Here is a 21,387-nt window from a genome sequence, read left to right as displayed (position 1 = left end):
CGCCCAGCCGATGCCGGCGAGCATCAGCAGCACGCCCGTCGCCGCCGCCATGAACCAGGCGGAGAATATCGCCTCGCGCGCGGTGACCAGCGCCAGCGTGACGATACCGGCAATGCCCACGCCCACCGCGATCATCGTCGCGCGATCGGGCCAGCGATTGCCCTCGACCAGCGATCGGAACAGCCCCGCCGCCGGCACATGCCGCGCGCGCGCCAGCGGCGGCAGCGCGAAGATGAACGCGATCAGCAGGCCATAGGCGGCGCTCACCGCCAGCGGCAGCGGATGGATCGCAAAGCCCGGCTTCACGGGCAGCACATCGCCCGCAGCGGCGATGATCGCCGGCGGGATCAGCGCGCCCGCGATCAGCCCGCCCAGGATCGCCAGTGCCGACACCGCAAGAATCTGTACCAGATAGATGCGCAGGATATCGCCAGAGCCCGCGCCCAGGATCTTGAGCGTCGCGATGCCCTGGCGCTTGGTGGCGAGATACGAGGCGACGCCGTTGCCGACGCCGATCCCGGCGATCACCAGCGCGGCAAGGCCGACCAGCGAGAGGAACTGGCCCATGCGCTCGATGAAGCGCGCGGTGCCCGGTGCGCCGCGATCGCGGTCGCGCAGCTCCAGCCCGGCTTCGGGAAATTCCGCCTTCAGCCGCGCGATCGACTGCGCCGGATCCGCGAGCGGGCCGACCTTCACGCGGTATTTCGCTTCGTACATGCTGCCCGGCTGGATCAGCCCGGTCCGCTGGATGCCGAGATCGGAAACGAGCGCCACCGGACCGAGCGTGAAGCCCTCGCCCAGCCTGTCGGGTTCGTCGAGGATGATGCCGCTGATCGCGAATTCGGCCTCGCCGAAGCGGATCCTGTCGCCGGGCTTGAGGTCGAGCCGGTCGGCCAGCCCCGCCCCGATCACCGTGCTGGCGGGGTCGAGCGGCGCGTATTTGCCCGATCGCAGCGTCAGCGTGCCATAAAGCGGGTAATCGTAATCGACGCCCTTGAGCTCGGCGAGGATCGCATCGGGGCCGGTGCCGCTCGCGCGCGGCGCGGTGCGCTGCGCCATCGCCTGCATCCGTACAGTCTCGGACAGCACGCCCTCGCGCTCGAACGCGGCGAGCTCCGCCTCGCTTGCCAGGCGCTGCGACATCGTGACCTCGAAATCGCCGCCGAGGATCACCTGCCCGCGCTGCGACAGCTCGCCGGTGATCGACGCGGTAAGGCTGCCGATCGTCGCTAGCGTCGCAACGCCGAGGAAAAGGCAGATGATGAGCAGGCGAAGACCACGAAACCGCCCAGAAAGATCGCGCCGCGCAATGCGCCAGATTTGCGCCCAGCTCATGCGCAAGCTCCACTTTTCCCGTCATTCCCGCGAAAGCGGGATTCCCGCTTTACCGTCGCGCAATAGCAGGATTCCCGCTTTCGCGCCATTGACGATGAAGGGGGGTGCCAGTTCACTTCACAGCACCCCCTGCCCGATCCGCAACGATCAACCCGTCGCGCATCTCGATCACCCGGTCGCAATGCGTCGCGAGCGAGGGATCGTGCGTGATGATCAGCAATGTCGCCCCGCTGGCGCGCTGGCGGCTGAACAAGAGGTCGATGATCGCCTCGCCGGTCGCGCCGTCAAGATTGCCCGTCGGTTCATCGGCGAAGATGATCTCCGGCCCCGGCGCCATGGCGCGCGCGATGGCGACGCGCTGCTGTTCGCCGCCCGAAAGCTGGCTGGGATAATGCGTGACGCGATGGCCAAGCCCCACCGCCTCCAATTCGCGCTGCGCAGTACCGAACGGATCGGATAGGCCCGCCAGTTCGAGCGGCACCGCGACATTTTCCAGCGCGGTCATCGTCGGCAGCAAATGAAAGGCCTGGAGCACGATGCCGATGCGCCCGCGTCGCGCGCGCGCCAGAGCGTCCTCGTCCATCGGCCCGAAATCGAGCCCCGCCACGTGCACCTCGCCACCGCTCGCGCGCTCCAGCCCCGAGAGGATCGCCATCAGCGAGGACTTGCCCGATCCCGAAGGCCCGAGCAGCGCCACCGACTGGCCCAGCGGAATTTCCAGATCGATGCCCTTCAAAATCTGCGTCTGATGGCCTGCCTCGCCCAGCGAGAGGGTGACATTGCGGGCGGCGATAGCAATATGGGGGGCAATTTGCGGCCGCGTGAGCGTATCGTGCATGAAATGAAAGGGCTTTCGCTTTGGGACGGAACAGCATTCTATATGGGGCGGCTTTGTTGCTTGTCCATTGCACCGCGGCCTGCACGCAGCCGTCGGACGAAACGACCAAGCCGCCGGTCGAAAAGGGCCAGGAGACTGGAGCCGAAAAGCCCGGTCGCAATCCGCTCAATGCCGATACCCGGCTGGTTATGGCCTTCGGCGACAGCCTCTATGCAGGATATAATGTCCAGCAGGACGAAAGCTTCCCCGCGCAGCTCGAAAAGGCGCTGGCCGCGAAGGGTCTGAACGTGCAGGTGCACAATGCCGGGGTCTCGGGCGATACCACCGCTGCCGGCCTGCAGCGCCTCGCCTTCGCGCTCGACGGCCTGCCGCGCAAGCCCGATCTCGTCATCCTGGGCCTGGGCGGCAACGACATGCTGCGCGGCATCAGTCCCGACCAGACCCAGAGCAATCTGAAAGCGATGCTCGACGAACTGAAGAAGCGCGATATCCCGGTTGTGCTCACCGGCATGGTCGCCGCGCCGAATCTGGGCCAGGATTATGCGAGCAAGTTCAACCCGATCTATCCCGCGCTGGCGAAGCAGTATAATGCGGGATTATATCCGTTTTTCCTCGATGGCGTGATCACCGACAAGGCGTTGATGCTGCCCGATGGCATTCACCCCAATCCGAAGGGAATTGCCAAGGTGGTCAACGGGATAGACGATATGGTTGCGAGCAGGTTGCAGAGCTGAGCCCGTCTTGGCGACAAAGACGTGACACCTTAGTTACGATAGCAAGTCATATCGTAACTAAGGTTCGTCCATTTCGTCATCAAGACGCCATGGCGGCGTCATCGCGCGTCCCTAGCTGCGCCCCCGAACACCAACGGGGGTTGCGCCATGATTCTGAAAACATCTGCCACCGCGCTGCTGCGCACATCGATCTCGCTCATGGCCTTTGCCGCGGCAGCGACCGGCATGCCCGCCATGGCGCAGGAAACCACCGAGGACGATAAGGACGGCAATGGCGAGATCATCGTTCAGGGCGCGATCATCACCGCGCAGGGCGAATCGATCGCGCAGAAGCGCAATGCCGACAATCTGATCGACATCTCGGCAGCGGACTCGGTCGGCCGCTTCCCCGACCAGAACAGCGCCGCCGCGCTGTCGCGCCTGCCCGCCGTCGCGGTGCAGCGCGACCAGGGCCAGGAACGCTATATCCAGGTGCGCGGCGCGCCCAATCGCTGGACCTCGGTCAGCATCGACGGCGTGCCGATGATCGGCGCGGACGAAGGTGGTCTCACGCGCGCCTATCGCTTCGACGCGGTGCCTGCGGTGATCCTCAGCGCGCTGGCGATCAACAAGTCGCTCACCCCCAATATCCAGGCCGAGGCGATCGTTGCCAATATCGACCTGCGCACCTTTTCGCCGCTCGAGGGCAAGACCGGTTTCCACGTCCAGGGCGATATCGGATATGGCTTCATGGAGCTCGGCGAAGGCGACCAGCGCCAGGGTTCGCTCCGCGTCTCGTACAGCGACGGCACGTTCGGCGTGGTCGCGGGCGCATCGCACTATCGCCGCGAGCAGGTGACCGACAATCGTGAAGTCGGCCTGTATGACGAGCCCAGCGGCCCCACCGACACCCAGTTCGGCCCCACCGAGATCGACATACGTCAGTACCGCCTTGTGCGCGAGAACAACGGCCTGTTCGCCGCGTTCGAATATTCGCCACAGGAAGGCCAGAAACTCTACGCCAGGACCATCTATACCGAGTTCAAGGACGACGAGCAGCGCGACCAGTACGAGATCCGGCTCGACCGCGCACTGTCGGGCACGCGCAACCTTTCGGGCGGCGATCTGGTCCGCGTGCCGATCCGTGGCTCGTTCAACCTCGGCAACTATCGCACCCGCAACTTCATCAACACCATCGGCGGCGACTACGAGGAGAATGGCTGGAAGGTGAATGTCGCGGCGAACTATACCCGCACCGAAAACACCACCTATCTGCCGCTGGTCCAGGCGAGCACCGCCACCGCGACCTCGCCGTCGGTCACTTATGATTTCAGCCGCCCGAACCTGCCGATCGTAAAGCTTTTCCAGACCGTGCCCGGTGCGCCGGCGGGCAGCTTCGTGCGCGGCCCGGCGCTGGCGAATTTCGACCAGACCACGCTGATCAACGCCAACACTTCGCCGGCACTCGTTATCCCGATCGTGCAGGACGTGTTTACCGACAGCTATACGGTGAAGCTCGATGTCGCCAAGGAGCTGGGCGATGTGACGCTGACCGGCGGCCTGCTCTATGCCGATCGCGACATTGGCGGCTTCATCTTCGCGACCTCGAACGCGGTGCTGCTTTCGCCCCAGGCGCTGGCAGGCACGGGGCTCAGCTTCAACCCCGCCAGCTATATCACCAACAAACCCTGGGACACCGGCTTTCCGCTTGGGCTCACGTTCAACTATGTCGACAACACGCGGATGCGCGCCGATCTCGACAATATCTTCGCGACTCTTCAGCGCCAGGGCCGATTCAACCCCGCCAACAACGTGCCTGCGGAAAACCGCTTTCAGCTGAACGAGAAGACGCTGACCGCCTATGGCATGGCCAAATGGGTGTTCGAGGGCGGCCAGGTCATTGCCGGTGCGCGCGTCGAACATTTCCGGTTGCAGAACCAGGGTCAGGCGCGGCTCGCCAACGGCACGCTGGTGCCGCTCTCGGCGCCGCAAGATTATACCGATATCTTCCCCAGCGTGAACGCGCGCTTCGATGTCACCGACAATCTCGTCTTCCGTATCGCGGGCCAGCGCGGAATCGCCCGCCCCAGCTTCGGCGAAATCCGCGTGGGCTCTGCGATCAACGACACCAACAGCCCGGGCACGATCAGCGGCGGCAACCCGACGCTGCGCCCCGAATACACGTGGGGCGTCGATGCGAGCCTCGAATATTACATCCCGGGCCAGGGCATCATTGCGGTTTCGGGCTTCCATCGCTGGGTCGACAACGTGCTGTTCTCGAACACGCAGATCGTCGGATCGGATACGTTCAACAGCAATGGCGTCGATCGCTCGCGCTATCTGCTGACCTCCAGCTTCAACGGCAATTCGGGCGAGCTCTATGGCGTCGAGTTCAACTATCAGCAGCAGTTCACCTTCCTGCCCTCGCCGCTCGACGGCTTCGGCTTCCAGGGCAACCTGACCTTGCTCGAGGGCAGCTTCGATACCGACCAGCGCCGCAATATCGGCTTCCCCGGCACCTCGGACACGATCGTCAACGCGTCGCTCTACTACGAAAAATACGGGCTTTCGGTGCGCGCCAGCTATCAGTGGCGCAGCGACTATCTGGAAACGCTGTCGATCGGCACCGGCGGCACCGTGACCGGCGACGAGTTCCGCGGCGGCTATACCAATGTCGATGTCGCGATCCGCTATGACATCACCCCGAACATCAGCCTGTTTGCCGATCTCAACAACTTGACCGACGCCAAATATACGGCCTTCCTTGGCAACAAGGGCCGCCCGACCGAGGTGGAACAGATCGGCAGGCGTTACCTCGCCGGCATCCGCTTCGGCTTCTGACAGGAGAGAATGCCATGCGTGTGAAAACCGCCTTCGCCCTCGCGCTGTTCGCCAGCGCCGCGCCCGCGCTCGCCATCGACAGCGTGACGGTCAGCCGCATCGATGCCGAGAAGGTCAAGGTGACCTGGACCGACAGCGACCCGGTCGACATCATCGTGACCGACACGCCGGTTGCCGCCGGAGCCGCCGTGCCGGTGGTCAAGGCCAGTCGCAAGGGCGAGGCGATCGTCGCCATGCCAGCGAGCAAGCGCCAGTTCCTGGTGCTGCGCGATGGCGGTGATGCCTCGCTGACGCTGACCGCAGAGCGCGAACTGCCGCTCGCCAGGGGATCGAACTTCCGCGATCTGGGCGGCTACAAGGCTGCGGGCGGCAAGACCGTGCGCTGGGGCAAGATATTCCGCTCGGGCGCGCTGCCGCTGCTCACCGATCAGGACTATGCGCTGCTCGGCGGGCTGAATATCGGCACCATCGTCGACCTGCGCTCGCTCGAGGAACGCGAAGTTGCCGCGACCCAGCTCGACGACCGAACCGGCGCGCTGTTTGTCTCCAACGATTATTCGCTGAAACCCCTAATGGCGAACATGGGCAGCATGAAGGGCGAATATGTCTATACCGGCATGGAAAAGCTGCTCGCCCCGCAATATCGCTCCTTGTTCAAGCGGCTGCTCGCCGATGACGGCGCGGTGATGTACCACTGTTCCGCCGGGCAGGACCGCACCGGCATCGCCTCGGCGCTGATCCTGAGCGCGCTCGGCGTCGACCGCGAGACGATCCTGGCGGACTATCACCTCTCCACCCAGCTGCGCCGCCCGCAGAACGAGATGCCGCCGCTCGATCCGGCCGATTATCCGACCAACCCGATCGTGCAATATTATGCCGCCGCCGCGAAAAAGCCCGGCGGGGTCAAGGCCGAGCCGCTCTACTCCGCTTCGGGCAAGTCGCACCTGGCGCAGTTCTTCGAGGTGCTCGACCGCGATTATGGCGGCGTCGAGGGCTATCTGGCGACGATCGGCGTCACGAAAGTCGATATCGCGCGGCTGCAGGGGCTCTATCTGGAGTAACGCACCGGCATTCCACCCTCCGTCACCCCCGCGAAGGCGGGGGTCCCGCTTAGACCGCCAAGCGCCCGAAAAAGCGGGATTCCCGCGTTCGCGGGAATGACGGGAGATCAGCCAGACCGATCACCTGAACAGCAGCACCGATGTCTGCCCCGCGCGGATCATCTGTGTCGTCGTGCTGCCGACCAGCATGTTGCGCAACGGGCTGTGGCCGTATGCCCCCATGACCAGAAGATCGATGCCCCGCTCGCGGATGACCTGCGGCAGCACCGCATCTGGATTGCCCTCGCGCTGCACCGCCTTGACGCCCGCGCGTCCGGTGAACTGGGTCTGCGCCCAGTCGATATGCGCGGCGTTGCTGTCGGTATAGCCACCGACCAGCACGATATCGATATCGAGCCCCCCGAACAGCATCGACGTCGAGGCATATTCGAGCGCCTTCCGGCTCGAGGGTCCGCCATCGAACGCGATGGCGATGCGCTGCGGCGCCTTGAACACGCGGGTGGCGACCAGCACCGGCTTGCGGCTCTGGCGGATGACGCGCTCGACCTTGCTGCCCAGATGTCCCTTGGCGAAATCCGCTTGCGCGCCGCGCTTGCCGATGATGGTCATGTCGCTGAAGGCCTCGCGCTCGGCTATCGTCTCGACAATCCCGCCTTCGCGCAAGCTGAGCTCGACATCGGTGACCCCGCCCGCGCGCAACTGGTCCACGGCGGCCTCCAGCAGCAAATGCCCCTGGCGCTCGGCGAGCCGCCCCTCCGCCGCCTTCAGCGCCATTACCTCGTCGAGCAGACCCGGCTTCGTCGCCAGCCCTGCCCCATCGAGCTCGGCGCGCGCATCATTGCGCTGGATGACGTGGAGCAATTCCACCGACGCGCCCAGCCGCTGCGCCGCCCAGGCGGCGTGCTCGCACACGGTCTGCGAATAATGCGAAACGTCGAGGCAGGCCAGAAGCCGCTGCATGTCTCTCTCCTGTCTGTTTCCGGCCGTTACCGGTCAACGTGCTGGCGCGCGCCAGGATGCGATCAGGTCACGCGGGTCGGCGCACTATATTCGCTGCGCTGCCAGCGCCCCTCACCCATGATGGTGGCAAGCCGATCCACGGCATGCCAGATATCGGCAAAGCCGAGATAGAGCGGCGTCAGGCCCAGCCGCAGCACATCCGGCGCGCGGAAATCGCCGATGACGCCCGCATCGATCAGCGCGCGGTTGATCGGCCAGCCGTTGGGGTGCGCAAAGCTCGCATGGCTTCCGCGCAGATCGGCACGCGCCGGGGTGATCGGCTGAAGTTCAGGGCAGCGCGTCGCCATCAGCTGACCCAGAAAATCGAACAGCGCCTGCGATTTGGTCCACAGCGCATCGCGATCCGCCTCGAGCATGAGGTCGACCCCCGCTTCCAGCGCCAGCAGCGAAAGCATCGGCGGCGTACCCGCGAGGAAACGCTCGATCCCCGGCGCGGGGGCATAATCGTCGGTCATCGCGAACGGCGCGGCATGGCCCATCCAGCCCTGGATGGGCGAGCCGAGAAACTCGAGCGCCTCGGCCGCGACATACAGGAAAGCGGGCGCGCCGGGACCCCCATTGAGATATTTATAGCCGCACCCCACGGCAAAGCGCGCAGCATCGGCCGCAAGGTTCAGCGGCACCGCCCCGGTGCTGTGCGACAGGTCCCAGATCAGCGGGACTCCATGCGCATCGGCAAGGGCCTGGATCGCGGCCATGTCGAAGCGCTCGCCGGTCTTGTAATGCACATGCGTCAGCACAATCAGCGCGACATCCGGCCCGATTTTCTGACTGATCTCTTCCCGCGTGCAGGCATCGAGCACCAGGCCATGCTGCGCAGCAATTCCCGCAGCAACATGCAGGTCGGTGGGGAAGTTTCCGCTCTCGGTAAGGATCGTCCTGCCCTGCCCGGGCCGCGCCGCGAGGATCGCGCCCATCAGCTTGTACAGGTTCACCGTCACCGAATCGCAGGCGATCACCTCTCCCGGCCCCGCGCCGATCAGCGCCGCGATCTTGTCGCCGATCCTGCGCGGCGCGCCGATCCAGTCGGCATCGTTCCAGCTGCGGATCAGCCCCTCTCCCCATTGCCGATCGACCGCATCGTGCATCAGCGCGCGCGTTGCCACCGGCAGCGCGCCGAGCGAATTGCCGTCGAGATAGATCACGCCTTCAGGCAGCGTGAAGCGATCGCGCCAACCGGCCAAGGGATCGGCGGCGTCGCGGGCTTCGGCCTCGGCGAGCGAAGGGAAATCGGTCATGGTCAGCGCCCCAGCAACTGCTTGATCCGTGCCTTTTGCGCAGCCCAGCTGCGGCTGGTCGGCGCGATCAGCTCGACATGGCCCTCGGGCCCGTGAACGTGGTTTTCGACCGCGATGCCGCGCTTCTTCATGTCCGCCGCATAGGCCTCGGCATAGGCGGGCGGCGCGATGCGGTCCTTGTCGGTGTGGAACTGGATTTGCTGCGCCTTGCTCACTGGCATTTCGGGCGGCGAGGTCAGCGCGAACCTGTCGCCTGCCATCTTCGTCGGTGCCTCGGTGCCGCAGGCATGGCCGGTGCGCTGCATCGCGGCGCGCAGATCGGCAATGCCCGCCTGGCTGATCGCGGTATCGATCCGCAGCGGGGCGGCCCCACGAAGCGGCTCGCCCTCGGGCAGCGCCTGGCGGGCGGCCAGCCACAAGGCGAGATGCCCACCCGCCGAATGGCCAATGGCGATGGTGTGCGCGAGGTCGAGGTTGAGCGCCTTGGCCTGCGCGCCCAGCAGGTCCGCCGCCGCGCCGACATCCAGATATGTGCCGGGATAGCCGCCGCCGCGATCGACACCGCGATATTCGATGTTCCACACGGCAATGCCATGCTTGCGCAGATCGTCGGCGATATAGTTCATGATGTCGCGCGTCGCGATCTCCGTCTGCCAGCAGCCGCCATGGATCATCACCACGACCGGATGCGGCCCCTTCCCCTCGGGCAGCCACAGATCGACCAGCTGCAGCGGGTCCTTGCCATAGGCGATGGTGCGGTCCGGCGCGGGCCGAGGCTGATCGAGCAGATCGGGCCATTGCATGATCGGCGTGTCGGCGCTCAGCATGGCCGACACCTGCGAGCCAACGCCCAGCGACAGGCCGAGCGCGGCCAGACCGAGCGCCGCTCCGCTCCATTTGATCGTCCGCACAATGTGGTTCCTCCCCGATTCATTCCGTCCACAACCACCTCCGCTCAGCCTGAGCTTGTCGAAGGCCCCGCGTAACCCCTTCGCAAAAAGTCCCTTTCAGGCCAAGACTGGACACGGTCCGTGCCTTCTGGATTGCAGCGTTGTCTGGTGCAAGATGCAGCTTGGGGCCGCAATCAAAGCGCGTAGCCTTCGACAGGCTCAGACTGAGCGGCGGTGTCCAGGGATAATTCGCAACCCTCAATAATCCTTCGAAATCCGCACGTTCGCGCTCTGCCTGCCGATGGTCGAGATCGACGAGAGCAGCGACAGCCAGCGCGTGATCTGGAACTCGACCTGCGTCGCGGAATAGCCGCGTCCGTCGGTGACGATCTCCACATACGTGTTGCGCGTGATGTACTTGCCGGCTGCGATGCTGGTGCCCTGACCCAGCGTCTGGTTGCCCTCGACGATCCGCAGCCGGTCGAGCCCTATCGCCCCGCGCAGCGCGTTGATCGGGTCGAGCCCGCCGCCACCGCGCAGCGAAGCGAGCGCTGCAGCCAGCTGCACCGCTTCAGGCGCGGAAATATCGGTGATCGACGACCCGAACAGAAGCCGTGCGAGCAGCTCGTCCTCGGGCAGCGCAGGCGTGCTGGTGAAGCTGATCTCGGGCGCAAGGCCCGTGCCGCGCACGTTGATCGTTGCGTTGAGGTCGGTAAGGTTTGCCGACGCCGCGATATCGAGCGCCGGGTTTGGCGGCGATTCCCCGCGAAAGTTGATGCGCCCTCGGACCAGCTCGAAATCGCGGCCGGCAAATTCATATTCGCCGCGGATCAGGTCCGCCTGACCGGTGATGCGCGGCGCATCGACCGTGCCGGTGAGCGTCACATTCGCGCCCCACTCGCTGTTGATGCCAAGGCCCGTTACGGTGAACTGGTTGGGTGCGCGTGCCTTGACGTCATAGCGCCAGACCGCCGGTCGCACGCGGCGCGGCGCCTCGTCGGCGCGGCGGTTGATCTCGCGCACGTTGATGACCGGAAGCGCTTCGGCCGCATTGAACTGGCCGAGCCGGAAACGTCCGCGATTGAGTACGACATCGCCGCCCAGCGTACCGGATGTGCCATCGGACGAGATGGTCAGCGGCCCCGTGACCGTCGCGCCGAAATCGTCGCGGTTGACCAGCTGCGCGTTCTTCGCCGTTGCCCGAATCTCGACCGCGACACCGCGCGAGGGCGACGCGAACAGGCCGCCATAATCGACATAGCCCGATCCGCTGACCGTGCCGTTCGATCCCGCCTTGCCGCTGAAGCTGGTCAGCGTCAGCCGCGATCCGTTGAACTGGCCGCGCGAGGCGATGTCGCTGATGACCGTGCCCGACAGCGTGCTTTCCAGGCGCGCGGTGCGAGTTGCCAGCACGCCATTGATGCTGGGGTCCATCAGGCTGCCCGAAAGGTTCGCCGCGACACCGACCTGGCCTGTGACGTCGAACGCCTCGATACCGAGCAGCCGCCAAAGCGAGTCCGCAGGGCCGTTGAAGCGCAATTGCCCGGCGAGCGTCCCGCGCCGCAGCCGCCCGAGCAGGTCGAACCCCTGCGGCAGGCTGCCGATCCGCGCCTGTGCGCGCCCGACGGTCTTGTCCTGTTCGGCGATTACCGCGCGCACGGCCAGTGCGTCGACCGTCAGCGCGAGGTTCACCGCGATATCGACCGGGCGCGAGCTGGCGATCAAGCCGGTCCGGGTGAGATTGTCGAACTTCAGGCTTGCCTTGCCCGTCGGCACACCGCCTTCGGCCTGACGATAGCTGAGCGTGCCCGAGGCATTGCCGCCGAAGCCGAGTTCTCGCACTGCGACATCGAACAGCGCCAGCGGGACTGTGTTGAACTGCGCGCTCATATCGGTCAGCCCGCCGCCGAAGCGGCCCTGCAGGCCCAGCCGCCCGCGTCCGACGCGCAGCACCGCCGGGGCCAGTCGCCAGCCGCCATCGTCCAGCTTGCTGAGCCGCGCCGGCCGTACCAGTCGCAACCGGCGGTTGCCATAGCTGCCATTGCCCGCCAGCGTGATCGTGTCGCTGGCAATCTGCGCGCTGGTTTGCAGGTCGAAATTGCTGCCGCGCCGCCCGGCGAGCGAAGCGGTCACGCGTCCCTCACCGTTGACGAGATTGGCATTGGCCGCGAGCCTTCCGATGAACAGGGGTCCGCGACCGATGCCCTGCGCGCGCACGCTGCCGGTGATGGTATTGCGTCCCTCGGCGATCAGCGCGTCGATTTCCGCCGCTCCGCGGTTGATCGTGATCGGCACCTCGCCGTCGAAGCGCGCATTGGCAAGGTCGAGCATGGCCTTTACGCCCTGCCCGCCGCTGCGCGGATCCAGCGTGACATCGCCGGTAATGCCCCCGCCACGGACATTGAGCGCACCTTCAAGCCCGGCCTTGGTGGCGTAGATATTGCCCGCGAAAAGCGCCTGCGACACCGTGAACCGCTCGATCTCGATCAGCGTCCGCCCAGCTTCGCGCGCAAAGATGCGCGTCGCGCCCTCGAGCGGCCCCAGCGTCGACTGGCCGGTCACGTCGACCGAAAACCCATCGGGAACGGTGCCGAGCGCGAGCCGAAGGTCCCGCACGCCCAGCGCAGGCAGCGGATCGTCGAGCATGAGCACCGCGCGCGTGTCGCCCCGGATCGAATCCGCGCTCACATCGAGCGGACCGTAATCGCGGTGACGGCCGCTGGCGCGCAGGACGATGCGGCCATCCGGTTCGACCCGTCCGCCGCCGATCAGCGCCAGCTTCTGCGCCGCCAGGCTCGCATCGCGTAACACGAAGGGCTGGCCTGCGCCGTAGCTGAACTTGCTGGCAAAGCGCGGCGACGGCCCGATCAACGTCACCACCGTCTCGTTGACCACGCGGCGCAGCAGCACGCGCACATCGCCGAGCACATCCCAGGCTGCACCGCCACCGAAAGCGACGCGCACATTGGCATCGATATCGGCATCGCCGACATTCTCGACCCCGAAGGCGGGGAGCCGCGCATCGACGACTGCGAGATAGCGCCCGCGCTGGCTGCTGCCCGAAAGCTGTACCAGCGCGACCAGGCTCTTGCTGGCGAGCCGGATCGGATCGCTGCTGAGCACGCCGTCGCGCAGGCGCACGATGCCCTGGCCGGTCAGTCCATTGGCCAGCCGGTCGCCATAGGCATTGCCGGTGACGACGCGTGTCGCGCTGAGCTTGACCGGCATGGTGAAGTCCCTTCCCTGCCGGGTCAAAGTGCCTTGCGCCAGCAGTCGCTCGGCGCTGACGCCGGCGAGCGCCACGCGATCCGCCGACAGACTATAAGGCGCCTCGAGATCGCCGAAGGGGCCGTTCAGGGTCACCGTCGCGCGCAGGTTCCGCGCCTCCAGGCCATCGGCGAGCAGCCCGGGACGCGACAGTGCGGCAAGAAGCTCGACATTGTCGAACCGGTTTTCGCCCAGATCGATCGCGCCCTTCGCATTGGCCGTGCCCGCCTGCCCCGCGAGCGCGATCATGCCCGAGAGCACCCGCGCATCGAGCGTGCCGCGCGCCACGACACCGACCGCAGGACCAAGCGCGCGCGCGAAGCTGCTGCCGATCAGCGGTTCGGGCCGGACAAAGCCCCGGATCCGCACCTCGCCTTCGCGCTGGTTGATGTCGAGCGCGCTGAGTTCGCGGTTGCCCAGCCTGGCAAGCAGCCTGCCCTGCCAGAAATCCCAGTCGCCCTGCCCCTTGATCGAGGCGGCCATGTCCTGCTTCAGCCCGGCCAGTGCCGCAATGGCGCCGTTGGCGGGCGCACGGACACCACCGTCGATCTGCAGCCGGTTCTGATCGGGCATCGCGTCGATCTTTACCGCCAGCCGATCGGTGCCGTCGGCGAGCGACGCGCGCGCATCGACCAGCACCCGGCCCGACCGGATATCGACCCGCCCCGCCAGATTGGCGACGCGGCGCGGCCCGGCAATGCCCTCGCGGATCACCAGACCGTCCGCGCGCAGCCGGTCGATGCGGATGTCGAAGGCCGGGAGCAGAGGATCGTCGGGATCGCCCGGATTGAGCTCGGGCAGGCTGCGCAACTCGCCGCGCCGGATAACGAGATCGCGGATATCCAGCCGATTGCTCAGGAACCTGAAGGGTCGCCAATCGAGATCGACCGTCGATGCGGTGAAGAAGATCCGTTTCGTGTCGCGCAGCTCGACCCCGCGTAGCACGGCCTTGCCATAGATCGACCCGTCGATCCGGGCCACGCGGAGCGACAGGCCGGACTTGAGCTGATAGCCGGCAATCTGCTCTGCCACGAAACCGCGCCCTGGCCCGCTGTCCAGCCCGAACAGCAATGCGGCGACAAGCCCAGCGAGAACGACCAAGCCGATCATCAGACCGCGCAGCCAGCGCACCGGGCTGGCCTGCGGCGCCGCCTGCTCAACCGGGGTTGGAATGGCCTCGTCCGCCATCAGAAGGCTTGTCCGAGCGAGATATACACCCCGATCCGACTATCGCCCGGCTGGGGGTTGAGCGGGGTCCCGACATCGAGCCGCAGCGGACCGAAGCTGCTGTAATAGCGTACACCGATACCTGCACCATAGCGGATGCCGCTGAAATCGGGGGTGCTGCCGGCATAGACATTGCCCGCGTCGAAGAATGGCACCACCCCGAAATCTCCGAAGCGCACGCGCGCCTCGATCGACACTTCAGCCAGGCCGTTGCCGCCGATAGGGTCGTTGTTGCCATCACGCGGCCCGATGGCCTGGAAGCCATAGCCGCGCACCGATCCGCCGCCACCCGCATAAAAGCGCCGCGATGGTGCGATGTCGAAACGGTTGGCGCCGACGATGCTGCCCAACCGCACGCGCCCTGCCATCACGATCCTGTCCGATACCGGCTGGTAATAGCTGCCGTCGATCTGTATCCGAACATAGCCCTTGCTGCCCGATTGCAGCGAATATTCGGGTGACAGCCGTCCGCCCAACCGGAATCCCCGGGTCGGATCGAGCAGGCTGTCCGTGCCGTCATAGGTCAGCGCGGTGGGAAGCGCGGCGATGAAGAAGGTGCGCCTTGCGCCTCCGACGATCCGCGCACGGCTGTCGCGCTCGTCGGACAGAACCAGTTCCGCCCCGAGCGACCAGGTCCATTTCTTCTGGAAGATGAGATTGGTCTGCCGCTCGATCGAGGCGGCCACCAGGAAGGTCCGCGCCTGGAACGCATCGCGGTCGATATTGCTGGCCAGCACCTGCGCCGTCAGCACGCGGTCGCGCTTCAGGAAATTGTTGCGGCGATAGACCAAGTTGATCAGCTGTTCCTGCGTTCCGCCGACCGCACGCGCGCGCACCAGGCCCTCGGGGGGGAAGAAGTTGCGATGTTCCCAGCTGACTTCGGCGCGATAGCCTTCGCCCGTGCCATAGCCGACCTCGCCTGCGATGGTGCGCAAGGGGGCGGCGACGGTTTCGACCTGGACGTCTACTGTGCCCGGGTCGTTGCCCACCGGATCGGTCGCGGCGACCGGGGTGAGCGTCGCGGTCGAGACCAGACCTGTCGCCAGGATCGCCCGGCGCAGATCGTCCATCTCCGACGCCTGGAAGATATCGCCGCGATCGAACCGGGCGATCCGCTCGAGATGCCGGGATCCGAACAGGCCGTCATCCTTGGCGATGACGCCGCCGAACCGGTACTGGCCGCCGGGTGTCACCGGCACGGTCAGCGCCCCGCTGCGCGCCTCGTGATCGATCAGCAGATCGGGCTCGCCGGTCTGCGCAAAAGGGAAGCCGGTTTCGAGCAGCCGGGTCAGCACCGCCAGCCGACCGGCTACGATCCGGTCGGCATTGGCAGCGTCGCCGACCTTCATGCCGAAGGCCGCACGCGCAGCAGGCACATCGACGCCCACGGCATCGAGCCCGGCCAGGTCGATCGCGCTCAACCGATAGATCGGCCCGGGATTGACATCGAACGTCAGTTGCACGCGGTCCTGATCCGGAATCCTGGCGACCGAATTGCGCACCTCGCCATCATAGAAGCCATAGACGCGCAGCATCGTGTCGATCAGATCATTGTCGTCGCGGGCACGCCGATTGACCTGCGCGAGATTGGCATCGTCATCCGAAAGCCGCTCAAGCGTCGACAGCGCCTGGAAGCGGTTGCGGAACGCATCCTGGTCCAGCTCGGCCAGATCTTCGGTCGGCAGGAAGTTGACGGTGACGCGATAGCGCACGTCGCCATCGTCGATTTCGCGCAGCGCCTGGCGTTCGGCCCGATGCGCCTCGCGTTCGGCCTGCCGTTCGGCGCGGCGGGCGGCGCGATCGCCCTCGGCATCCTCGGCCAGCGCGCCGTCGTCCGTCTCCGCCGGGGGTGCTGCAGTCGCCAGACCGTCGCGGACATCATCGGCATCGGTCGCGACAACGTCGCCGGTCGAACTGTCCGAAGCGTCGGCGGCCTGAGTCTCCGCAGGAAGCACGTCTTCTGCCGCAAATTCGCCGGGCCAGGCCGGAATATCCCCGCCTTCTGGCCATTCGACTTCCATTCCCGGCAGTTGATCGAGCGGGGCGAGCGGGTCGATGTTCAGCGGGTCCTCGACCTGCGGGTCTTCGGGCTGCAGGACGGTGCCGGAGGGAGCGGATGAAGCGGATGGAACCTGCGAGGCTTCGTCGGCCTGCTGCGCCCACGCGACATGGTGCCATGCACAGCCAGCGACCAGCATGACCAGTGTTCCCGCCCTCGCAAGACGCCCGCGATCACCCTGCCTCATCGACTCGATATGCTTTCAGCGCGGGCAGGTTCCCGCCCGAAATCGAAATAGTCGTTATGCGCCCGCACCGTCGCGTTCAAGGTCGAAAGCGTGCCAGCCATCGGGGCCAAGCAGTTCCAGCGGCTGATATTTGATCTTGTACTGCATCCGCGGCGAAGATTTTACCCAATAGCCGAGATACACATAGGGCAGCCGGGCGCGCGCCGCGCGCTGGATATGGTCCATGATGATGTAATTGCCCAGGCCCCGCCGGGTGGGGTGATCGGGCTCGTAGAAGCTGTAGATCATCGACAGGCCATCGCCCTGCTGATCGGTCAGGCAGGCGCCGACCAGCTTGCCCGCGCTACCGTCCGGGTTGGGCTCGCGATATTCGATGACATAGCTGCGCACCGGGGTGTGTTCGACCATGTCGGCATAATCCATGTCGTCCATGTCGGACATGCCGCCGCCGGGATGCCGCGTCTTGAGGTAGCGGCGCAGCAGATCGTACTGTTCCTGCGTCGACCAGGGCTTGCAGGCGGAGACGATGAGATCACGGTTGCGCTTGAGCAGTTTGCGCTGGTTGGCCGAGGGCACGAACTGGTCAGCCACCACGCGCACCGACACGCAGGCGCGGCAATCGAGGCAGCTAGGGCGATAGGCAACGTTCTGGCTGCGACGGAACCCGATGCGGCTCAATGCGTCGTTGAGTTCGTCAGCATGAGGCCCGCTCAGTTCGGTGAACACCTTGCGCTCGCTCTTGCCCGGCAGATAAGGGCACGGGCCAGGGTTGGTCACGAAGAAACGGGGAAAACGTGCCGGTGCGCTCACGTGGCAGACGGTCCTTGTGCAAATGGCTTGGTAATGCGGATCAGGCTCGGCAAACGATATGCCCGCCAAGCGCTCCGCAAGCCAAGCCGGTTAACCAACTTTCTTGGTTAAGCCGCGCCAAGTCGAGTCAAATCGGCGGTCAATCGTGGGGGGACTGTGGATAAGGGACGATTCATGCTGAATCGGAATTGGTCCGGCTAGCTCCGTGCGCCAGTTTCTGCCGAACCGGTGGCAGGCCCCATCCGCGACATCCTCGCTTCCAAACCGTCACCCCCGCGAAGGCGAGGGTGACGGTTTTGCGGCAAGCTCTGAACATAGCGGGATTCCCGCTTTCGCGGGAATGACGAACAGGATCGCGCGATCGGTCAGTATCAGGCCACCTCGACCAGCCCAACGTCGTACCCGCTAGCCTTGAGCGAGGCGACCAGCGCATCGAGCTGACTGCGGTCGCGCGCTTCGCACTCGATATCGGTGATCAGGCCTTTGGCGGGGAGGTTGGTGAAAACACGCTGGTGATAGATTTCAATGATGTTGACCTGGTGCGCATCGAACTGGCGCATCACCTTGAACAGCGCGCCGGGTCGATCCTGTAGCGCAATGCGCAGCCGCGCCAGACGGCCGGAGCGCGCCAGATCGCGCAGCAACACATTGGCGAGCAGCCGCGTATCGATATTGCCGCCACACAGCACCACGCCAACGGTTTGGCCGCGGAACCGATCGGGTTCGGCCAGAAGCGCGGCGAGACCTGCAGCCCCAGCCCCTTCGGCCACCGTCTTCTCGATCTGCAGCAACAGGCTGACAGCGGTTTCGAGCTGAGGCTCGCTGACCAGCACGATGTCATCGGCAAGTGCACGCACGATCTCGCGGGTGAAATCGCCGGGCTGCTTGACGGCAATGCCCTCGGCCAGCGTATCGCCCTCGCACGGATATTGGGTGCCCTTCACCGTATTGTACATGCTGGGATAGAGCTGTGCCTGCACGCCGGTCAGCCTGATCCCGGGCTTGAGCGCGCGCGCGGCGGTGCCCATGCCCGAGAACAGCCCGCCCCCGCCGATCGGAATCACGAAATGATCGATCTCGGGCGCATCCTCGAGCATCTCGAGCGCGACCGTCCCCTGGCCCGCAGCGATCACCGGATCGTCGAACGGGTGCACGAAGGTCAGTCCTTCGCTCTTCTCCAGCTCGCGCGCATGCGCATAGGCATCGTCATATTTCTCGCCGAACAGGATCACGCGGCCGCCATTGGCCTCGGTCTGCTGCACCTTGATGGTCGGCGTCGGCTTGGGCATCACGATGGTGACGGGAACGCCGAGGCGCGTGCCGTGCCAGGCCAGGCCCTGCGCATGGTTGCCGGCCGACGCGGCGATCACGCCCTTGGCCTTGGCCTCCTCGCTCATCTGGCTGAGGAAATTGAGCGCGCCCCGCTCCTTGTAGGCAGCGGTGAACTGCAGGTTCTCGAACTTGAGATACACCGTCGCGCCGGTAATCGCCGACAGCGTCTTGCTGACAAGCGTGGGCGTACGGACGATCGAGCCTGCGATGCGGACATGCGCGGCGCGGATATCATCCAGGGTGAGGCGTTCGGTCGGGCTGGTCATATCGGCTGCGGCCCCTAACCGATATGGCGCGGATTGAAAACATCCGTTAAGGCACCGCCATGGCAAATATAGCATTTATCGGTATCGGCGTGATGGGCGGGCCCATGGCGCGTCATCTGGGCAATGACGGGCACAGCCTGGCGCTCTACAATCGCACTCCAGCCAAGGTTCAGGCCTGGCTTCAGGCGCATCCGCATCTGGCGGAAAGGGCCCGCGTCGTAGCCACCCCGGCCGAGGCGGCGGAAGGCGTCGATGCGGTCATCACCTGTGTCGGCAATGACGATGACCTGGCGCAGGTCATCATGGGCCGCCAGGGCGCATTCACGACCTTGCCCAAGGGCGCATTGTTCATCGATCACACCACCGTCTCGGCCACCATCGCGCGGCAGATTTCGGTCGAAGGCCGCGCCAAGAACATCCTGTGCGTCGATGCGCCCGTGACCGGTGGCCAGGCAGGCGCGGAAAACGGCACGCTCGCCATCATGTGCGGCGGCAAGAAGGACGCGGTCGATGCCGCGCGCCCGATCATCAAGAGCTATTCGAGCCGCATTGTCCATGTGGGCGGCCCCGGCGACGGGCAGACCACCAAGATGGTCAACCAGATCTGCATCGCGGGCGTGCTCGGCGGGCTCAGCGAGGCGATGCGCTTTGCCCAGGCGAGCCGGCTCGATCTCGACAAGGTGTTCCAGGCGATTTCCGGCGGCGCAGCGCAGAGCTGGCAGATGGACAATCGCTGGAAGACCATGGCCGAGGACAGTTTCGATTTCGGCTTCGCCATCGACTGGATGCGCAAGGACCTGGGCCTCGCGCTCGACGAGGCACGCAACAATGGCGCGTCGATCCCCGTCGCTGCGCTGCTCGACCAGTTCTTCGCCGAGGCGCAGCATCTGGGCGCGGGCCGCCAGGATACCAGCGCGCTGATCCGCAGGCTTCCCCGCAAATGAGCCGTCCGATGTTCGCGCGCACCGCCGCGCTCGCCGCCGCCCTGCTTGCCAGCGCCGCCTCGCCTGTCTGGGCTGATGGGCTGATCGACAATGTCAACGGCATGACGCTAGACGCCAAGGGCAAGGTCGTCAGTTTCACCGGTCTGGTCATCGACAATGACGGCAAGGTGAAGCAGCTGCTCGAACGCCGCGACAAGCGTCCCGAAAAGCTCGACTACAAGCTCGATGGCGATGGCCGCACGCTGATGCCCGGCATCATCGACGCGCATGGCCATGTCATGGGGCTGGGCTTCTCGCTGCTGACGCTCGACCTGTCGGGCACGAAATCGCTCGAAGAGGCGCTCGCCAAGATCAAGGCCTATGCCGACGAGAATCCCAGCCGCCCGTGGATCATCGGGCGCGGATGGAACCAGGAGAAATGGGGTCTGGGCCGCTTTCCCACCGCTGCCGATCTCGACGCAGTCGTGCCCGATCGCCCGGTCTGGCTCGAAAGGGTCGACGGCCATGCCGGCTGGGCGAACACCGCCGCGATGAAGGCCGCGGGCGTCAAGCCCGACGTCAAGGATCCCGCGGGCGGCAGGGTCGAGCGGATCGGCGGCAAGCCTGCGGGCGTGTTCGTCGATGCCGCCGAGGCGCTGGTCAGCAAGTCAGTGCCGCCACCGCGCGCGGTCGATCGCGATGCTGCGCTGATCGCGGCGCAGGACCATCTGCTCGCACTCGGCATTACCGGCATCGCCGATATGGGCACGACGATCGACGATTGGCAGGCCTATCGCCGCGCCGGGGACGAAGGCCGGTTGCGCGTTCGCATCATGTCCTATGCCGCCGGGATCGAGGCGATGGTCGCGATCGGCGGCCCCCGCCCGACCCCCTGGCTGTATGACGACCGGCTGCGGCTCAACGGCGTGAAGCTCTATCTCGATGGCGCGCTCGGCTCGCGCGGGGCGCTGCTCAAGGCCGATTATGCCGACATGCCCGGCCAGCGCGGCCTGGCGTTCGTCAACGACACCCAATTGCTCAACATGATGAGCCGCGCTGCGATGGATGATTTCCAGGTCGCCGCGCATGCCATCGGCGATGGCGCAAATGCGCAGGCGCTCTCGGCGATCGAGGAACTGGCCAAGGATTACAAGGGCGACCGCCGCTGGCGCATCGAGCATGCGCAGATCATCGACCCCGTGGATATTCCGCGCTTCGCCAAGAACGGTATCATCGCCTCGATGCAGCCGGTGCACCAGATTTCGGATCGGCTGATGGCCGAAGCTCGGCTGGGCCCGGCGCGGCTGGCGGGCGCCTATGCATGGAAGACGCTGAGCCAGGCGGGCGTGCCGCTCGCCTGGCTCAGCGTCTTCCATGCAT

General features: G+C 65.7%; 14 protein-coding genes. 5 read left to right on the top strand and 9 right to left on the bottom strand.

Annotated features, from left to right (window positions below):
- Together AX735_RS02095 and AX735_RS02090 are read right to left on the bottom strand one after the other, a co-directional pair.
- A partial coding sequence (locus AX735_RS02095; RefSeq protein ID WP_156447391.1) for an ABC transporter permease occupies window positions 1-1,335 on the bottom strand: 1,335 nt, incomplete at its 3' end.
- Window positions 1,336-1,447: 112 nt separating this feature from the next.
- Window positions 1,448-2,173, bottom strand: coding sequence for an ABC transporter ATP-binding protein (locus tag AX735_RS02090; protein ID WP_066274885.1), 726 nt, complete (start codon window positions 2,171-2,173; stop codon window positions 1,448-1,450).
- Between the two features lie 53 nt (window positions 2,174-2,226).
- Between AX735_RS02090 and AX735_RS02085 the strand changes: the two genes are divergently transcribed.
- The 3 genes from AX735_RS02085 to AX735_RS02075 all read left to right on the top strand — a co-directional run bounded on the left by AX735_RS02085 (window position 2,227) and on the right by AX735_RS02075 (window position 6,788).
- Complete coding sequence (locus AX735_RS02085) at window positions 2,227-2,907, top strand: arylesterase (protein WP_082750879.1); 681 nt, start codon at window positions 2,227-2,229, stop codon at window positions 2,905-2,907.
- 147 nt (window positions 2,908-3,054) lie between these two features.
- The gene (locus tag AX735_RS02080) at window positions 3,055-5,727 is read left to right on the top strand and encodes a TonB-dependent receptor (RefSeq protein ID WP_066274874.1); all 2,673 of its coding nucleotides are present in this window, start codon (window positions 3,055-3,057) and stop codon (window positions 5,725-5,727) included.
- Window positions 5,728-5,741: 14 nt separating this feature from the next.
- The gene (locus AX735_RS02075) at window positions 5,742-6,788 is read left to right on the top strand and encodes a tyrosine-protein phosphatase (RefSeq protein WP_066274870.1); all 1,047 of its coding nucleotides are present in this window, start codon (window positions 5,742-5,744) and stop codon (window positions 6,786-6,788) included.
- 120 nt (window positions 6,789-6,908) lie between these two features.
- Here AX735_RS02075 and AX735_RS02070 read toward each other — a convergent pair whose 3' ends face one another.
- From AX735_RS02070 to AX735_RS02040, 7 genes are all read right to left on the bottom strand, one after another.
- Window positions 6,909-7,748, bottom strand: coding sequence for a universal stress protein (locus AX735_RS02070; protein WP_066274868.1), 840 nt, complete (start codon window positions 7,746-7,748; stop codon window positions 6,909-6,911).
- A gap of 62 nt (window positions 7,749-7,810) precedes the next feature.
- Window positions 7,811-9,046, bottom strand: a complete 1,236-nt coding sequence (gene kynU, locus AX735_RS02065) for a kynureninase (protein ID WP_066274862.1) — start codon at window positions 9,044-9,046, stop codon at window positions 7,811-7,813.
- Window positions 9,047-9,048: 2 nt separating this feature from the next.
- Window positions 9,049-9,957: an alpha/beta hydrolase gene (locus AX735_RS02060; RefSeq protein ID WP_231749987.1), complete on the bottom strand. Its 909-nt coding sequence runs from the start codon at window positions 9,955-9,957 to the stop codon at window positions 9,049-9,051.
- A 237-nt stretch (window positions 9,958-10,194) separates the two neighbouring features.
- On the bottom strand, window positions 10,195-14,391 hold the full coding sequence (locus tag AX735_RS02055; protein ID WP_066274859.1) for a translocation/assembly module TamB domain-containing protein: 4,197 nt from the start codon (window positions 14,389-14,391) through the stop codon (window positions 10,195-10,197).
- Window positions 14,391-16,628 carry a BamA/TamA family outer membrane protein gene (locus tag AX735_RS02050; protein ID WP_231749986.1) on the bottom strand — a complete coding sequence of 746 codons (2,238 nt, stop codon included), beginning with the start codon at window positions 16,626-16,628 and terminating at the stop codon, window positions 14,391-14,393. The genes AX735_RS02055 and AX735_RS02050 overlap by 1 nt, the downstream gene beginning before the upstream one ends.
- A 102-nt stretch (window positions 16,629-16,730) precedes the next feature.
- Window positions 16,731-17,486 (bottom strand): arginyltransferase, encoded by a 756-nt coding sequence (locus AX735_RS02045; protein WP_060977669.1) that lies wholly within the window; start codon window positions 17,484-17,486, stop codon window positions 16,731-16,733.
- A 371-nt stretch (window positions 17,487-17,857) separates the two neighbouring features.
- Window positions 17,858-19,084 (bottom strand): threonine ammonia-lyase, encoded by a 1,227-nt coding sequence (locus AX735_RS02040; protein ID WP_066274853.1) that lies wholly within the window; start codon window positions 19,082-19,084, stop codon window positions 17,858-17,860.
- 59 nt (window positions 19,085-19,143) lie between these two features.
- Between AX735_RS02040 and AX735_RS02035 the strand changes: the two genes are divergently transcribed.
- Window positions 19,144-20,028, top strand: coding sequence for an NAD(P)-dependent oxidoreductase (locus AX735_RS02035; protein WP_066274848.1), 885 nt, complete (start codon window positions 19,144-19,146; stop codon window positions 20,026-20,028).
- 8 nt (window positions 20,029-20,036) lie between these two features.
- The coding region (locus AX735_RS02030) for an amidohydrolase (protein ID WP_231749985.1) at window positions 20,037-21,387 on the top strand (1,351 nt) is incomplete at its 3' end.

The sequence above is a fragment of the Blastomonas sp. CCH1-A6 genome (assembly GCF_001556365.1).
GTDB classification, from domain to species: domain Bacteria; phylum Pseudomonadota; class Alphaproteobacteria; order Sphingomonadales; family Sphingomonadaceae; genus Blastomonas; species Blastomonas ursincola.
The sequence above is the reverse complement of the archived record's forward strand: the minus strand, read 5'-3'. Positions and strand labels throughout refer to the sequence as shown.

Coding starts and splice junctions, on each gene's coding strand:
- AX735_RS02090 (WP_066274885.1), bottom strand. CDS start 2,173: ATGCACGATACGCTCACGCGGCCGCAAATTGCCCCCCATATTGCTATC.
- AX735_RS02055 (WP_066274859.1), bottom strand. CDS start 14,391: ATGGCGGACGAGGCCATTCCAACCCCGGTTGAGCAGGCGGCGCCGCAG.
- AX735_RS02040 (WP_066274853.1), bottom strand. CDS start 19,084: ATGACCAGCCCGACCGAACGCCTCACCCTGGATGATATCCGCGCCGCG.
- AX735_RS02050 (WP_231749986.1), bottom strand. CDS start 16,628: ATGCTGGTCGCTGGCTGTGCATGGCACCATGTCGCGTGGGCGCAGCAG.
- AX735_RS02070 (WP_066274868.1), bottom strand. CDS start 7,748: ATGCAGCGGCTTCTGGCCTGCCTCGACGTTTCGCATTATTCGCAGACC.
- AX735_RS02035 (WP_066274848.1), top strand. CDS start 19,144: ATGGCAAATATAGCATTTATCGGTATCGGCGTGATGGGCGGGCCCATG.
- AX735_RS02080 (WP_066274874.1), top strand. CDS start 3,055: ATGATTCTGAAAACATCTGCCACCGCGCTGCTGCGCACATCGATCTCG.
- AX735_RS02075 (WP_066274870.1), top strand. CDS start 5,742: ATGCGTGTGAAAACCGCCTTCGCCCTCGCGCTGTTCGCCAGCGCCGCG.
- kynU (WP_066274862.1), bottom strand. CDS start 9,046: ATGACCGATTTCCCTTCGCTCGCCGAGGCCGAAGCCCGCGACGCCGCC.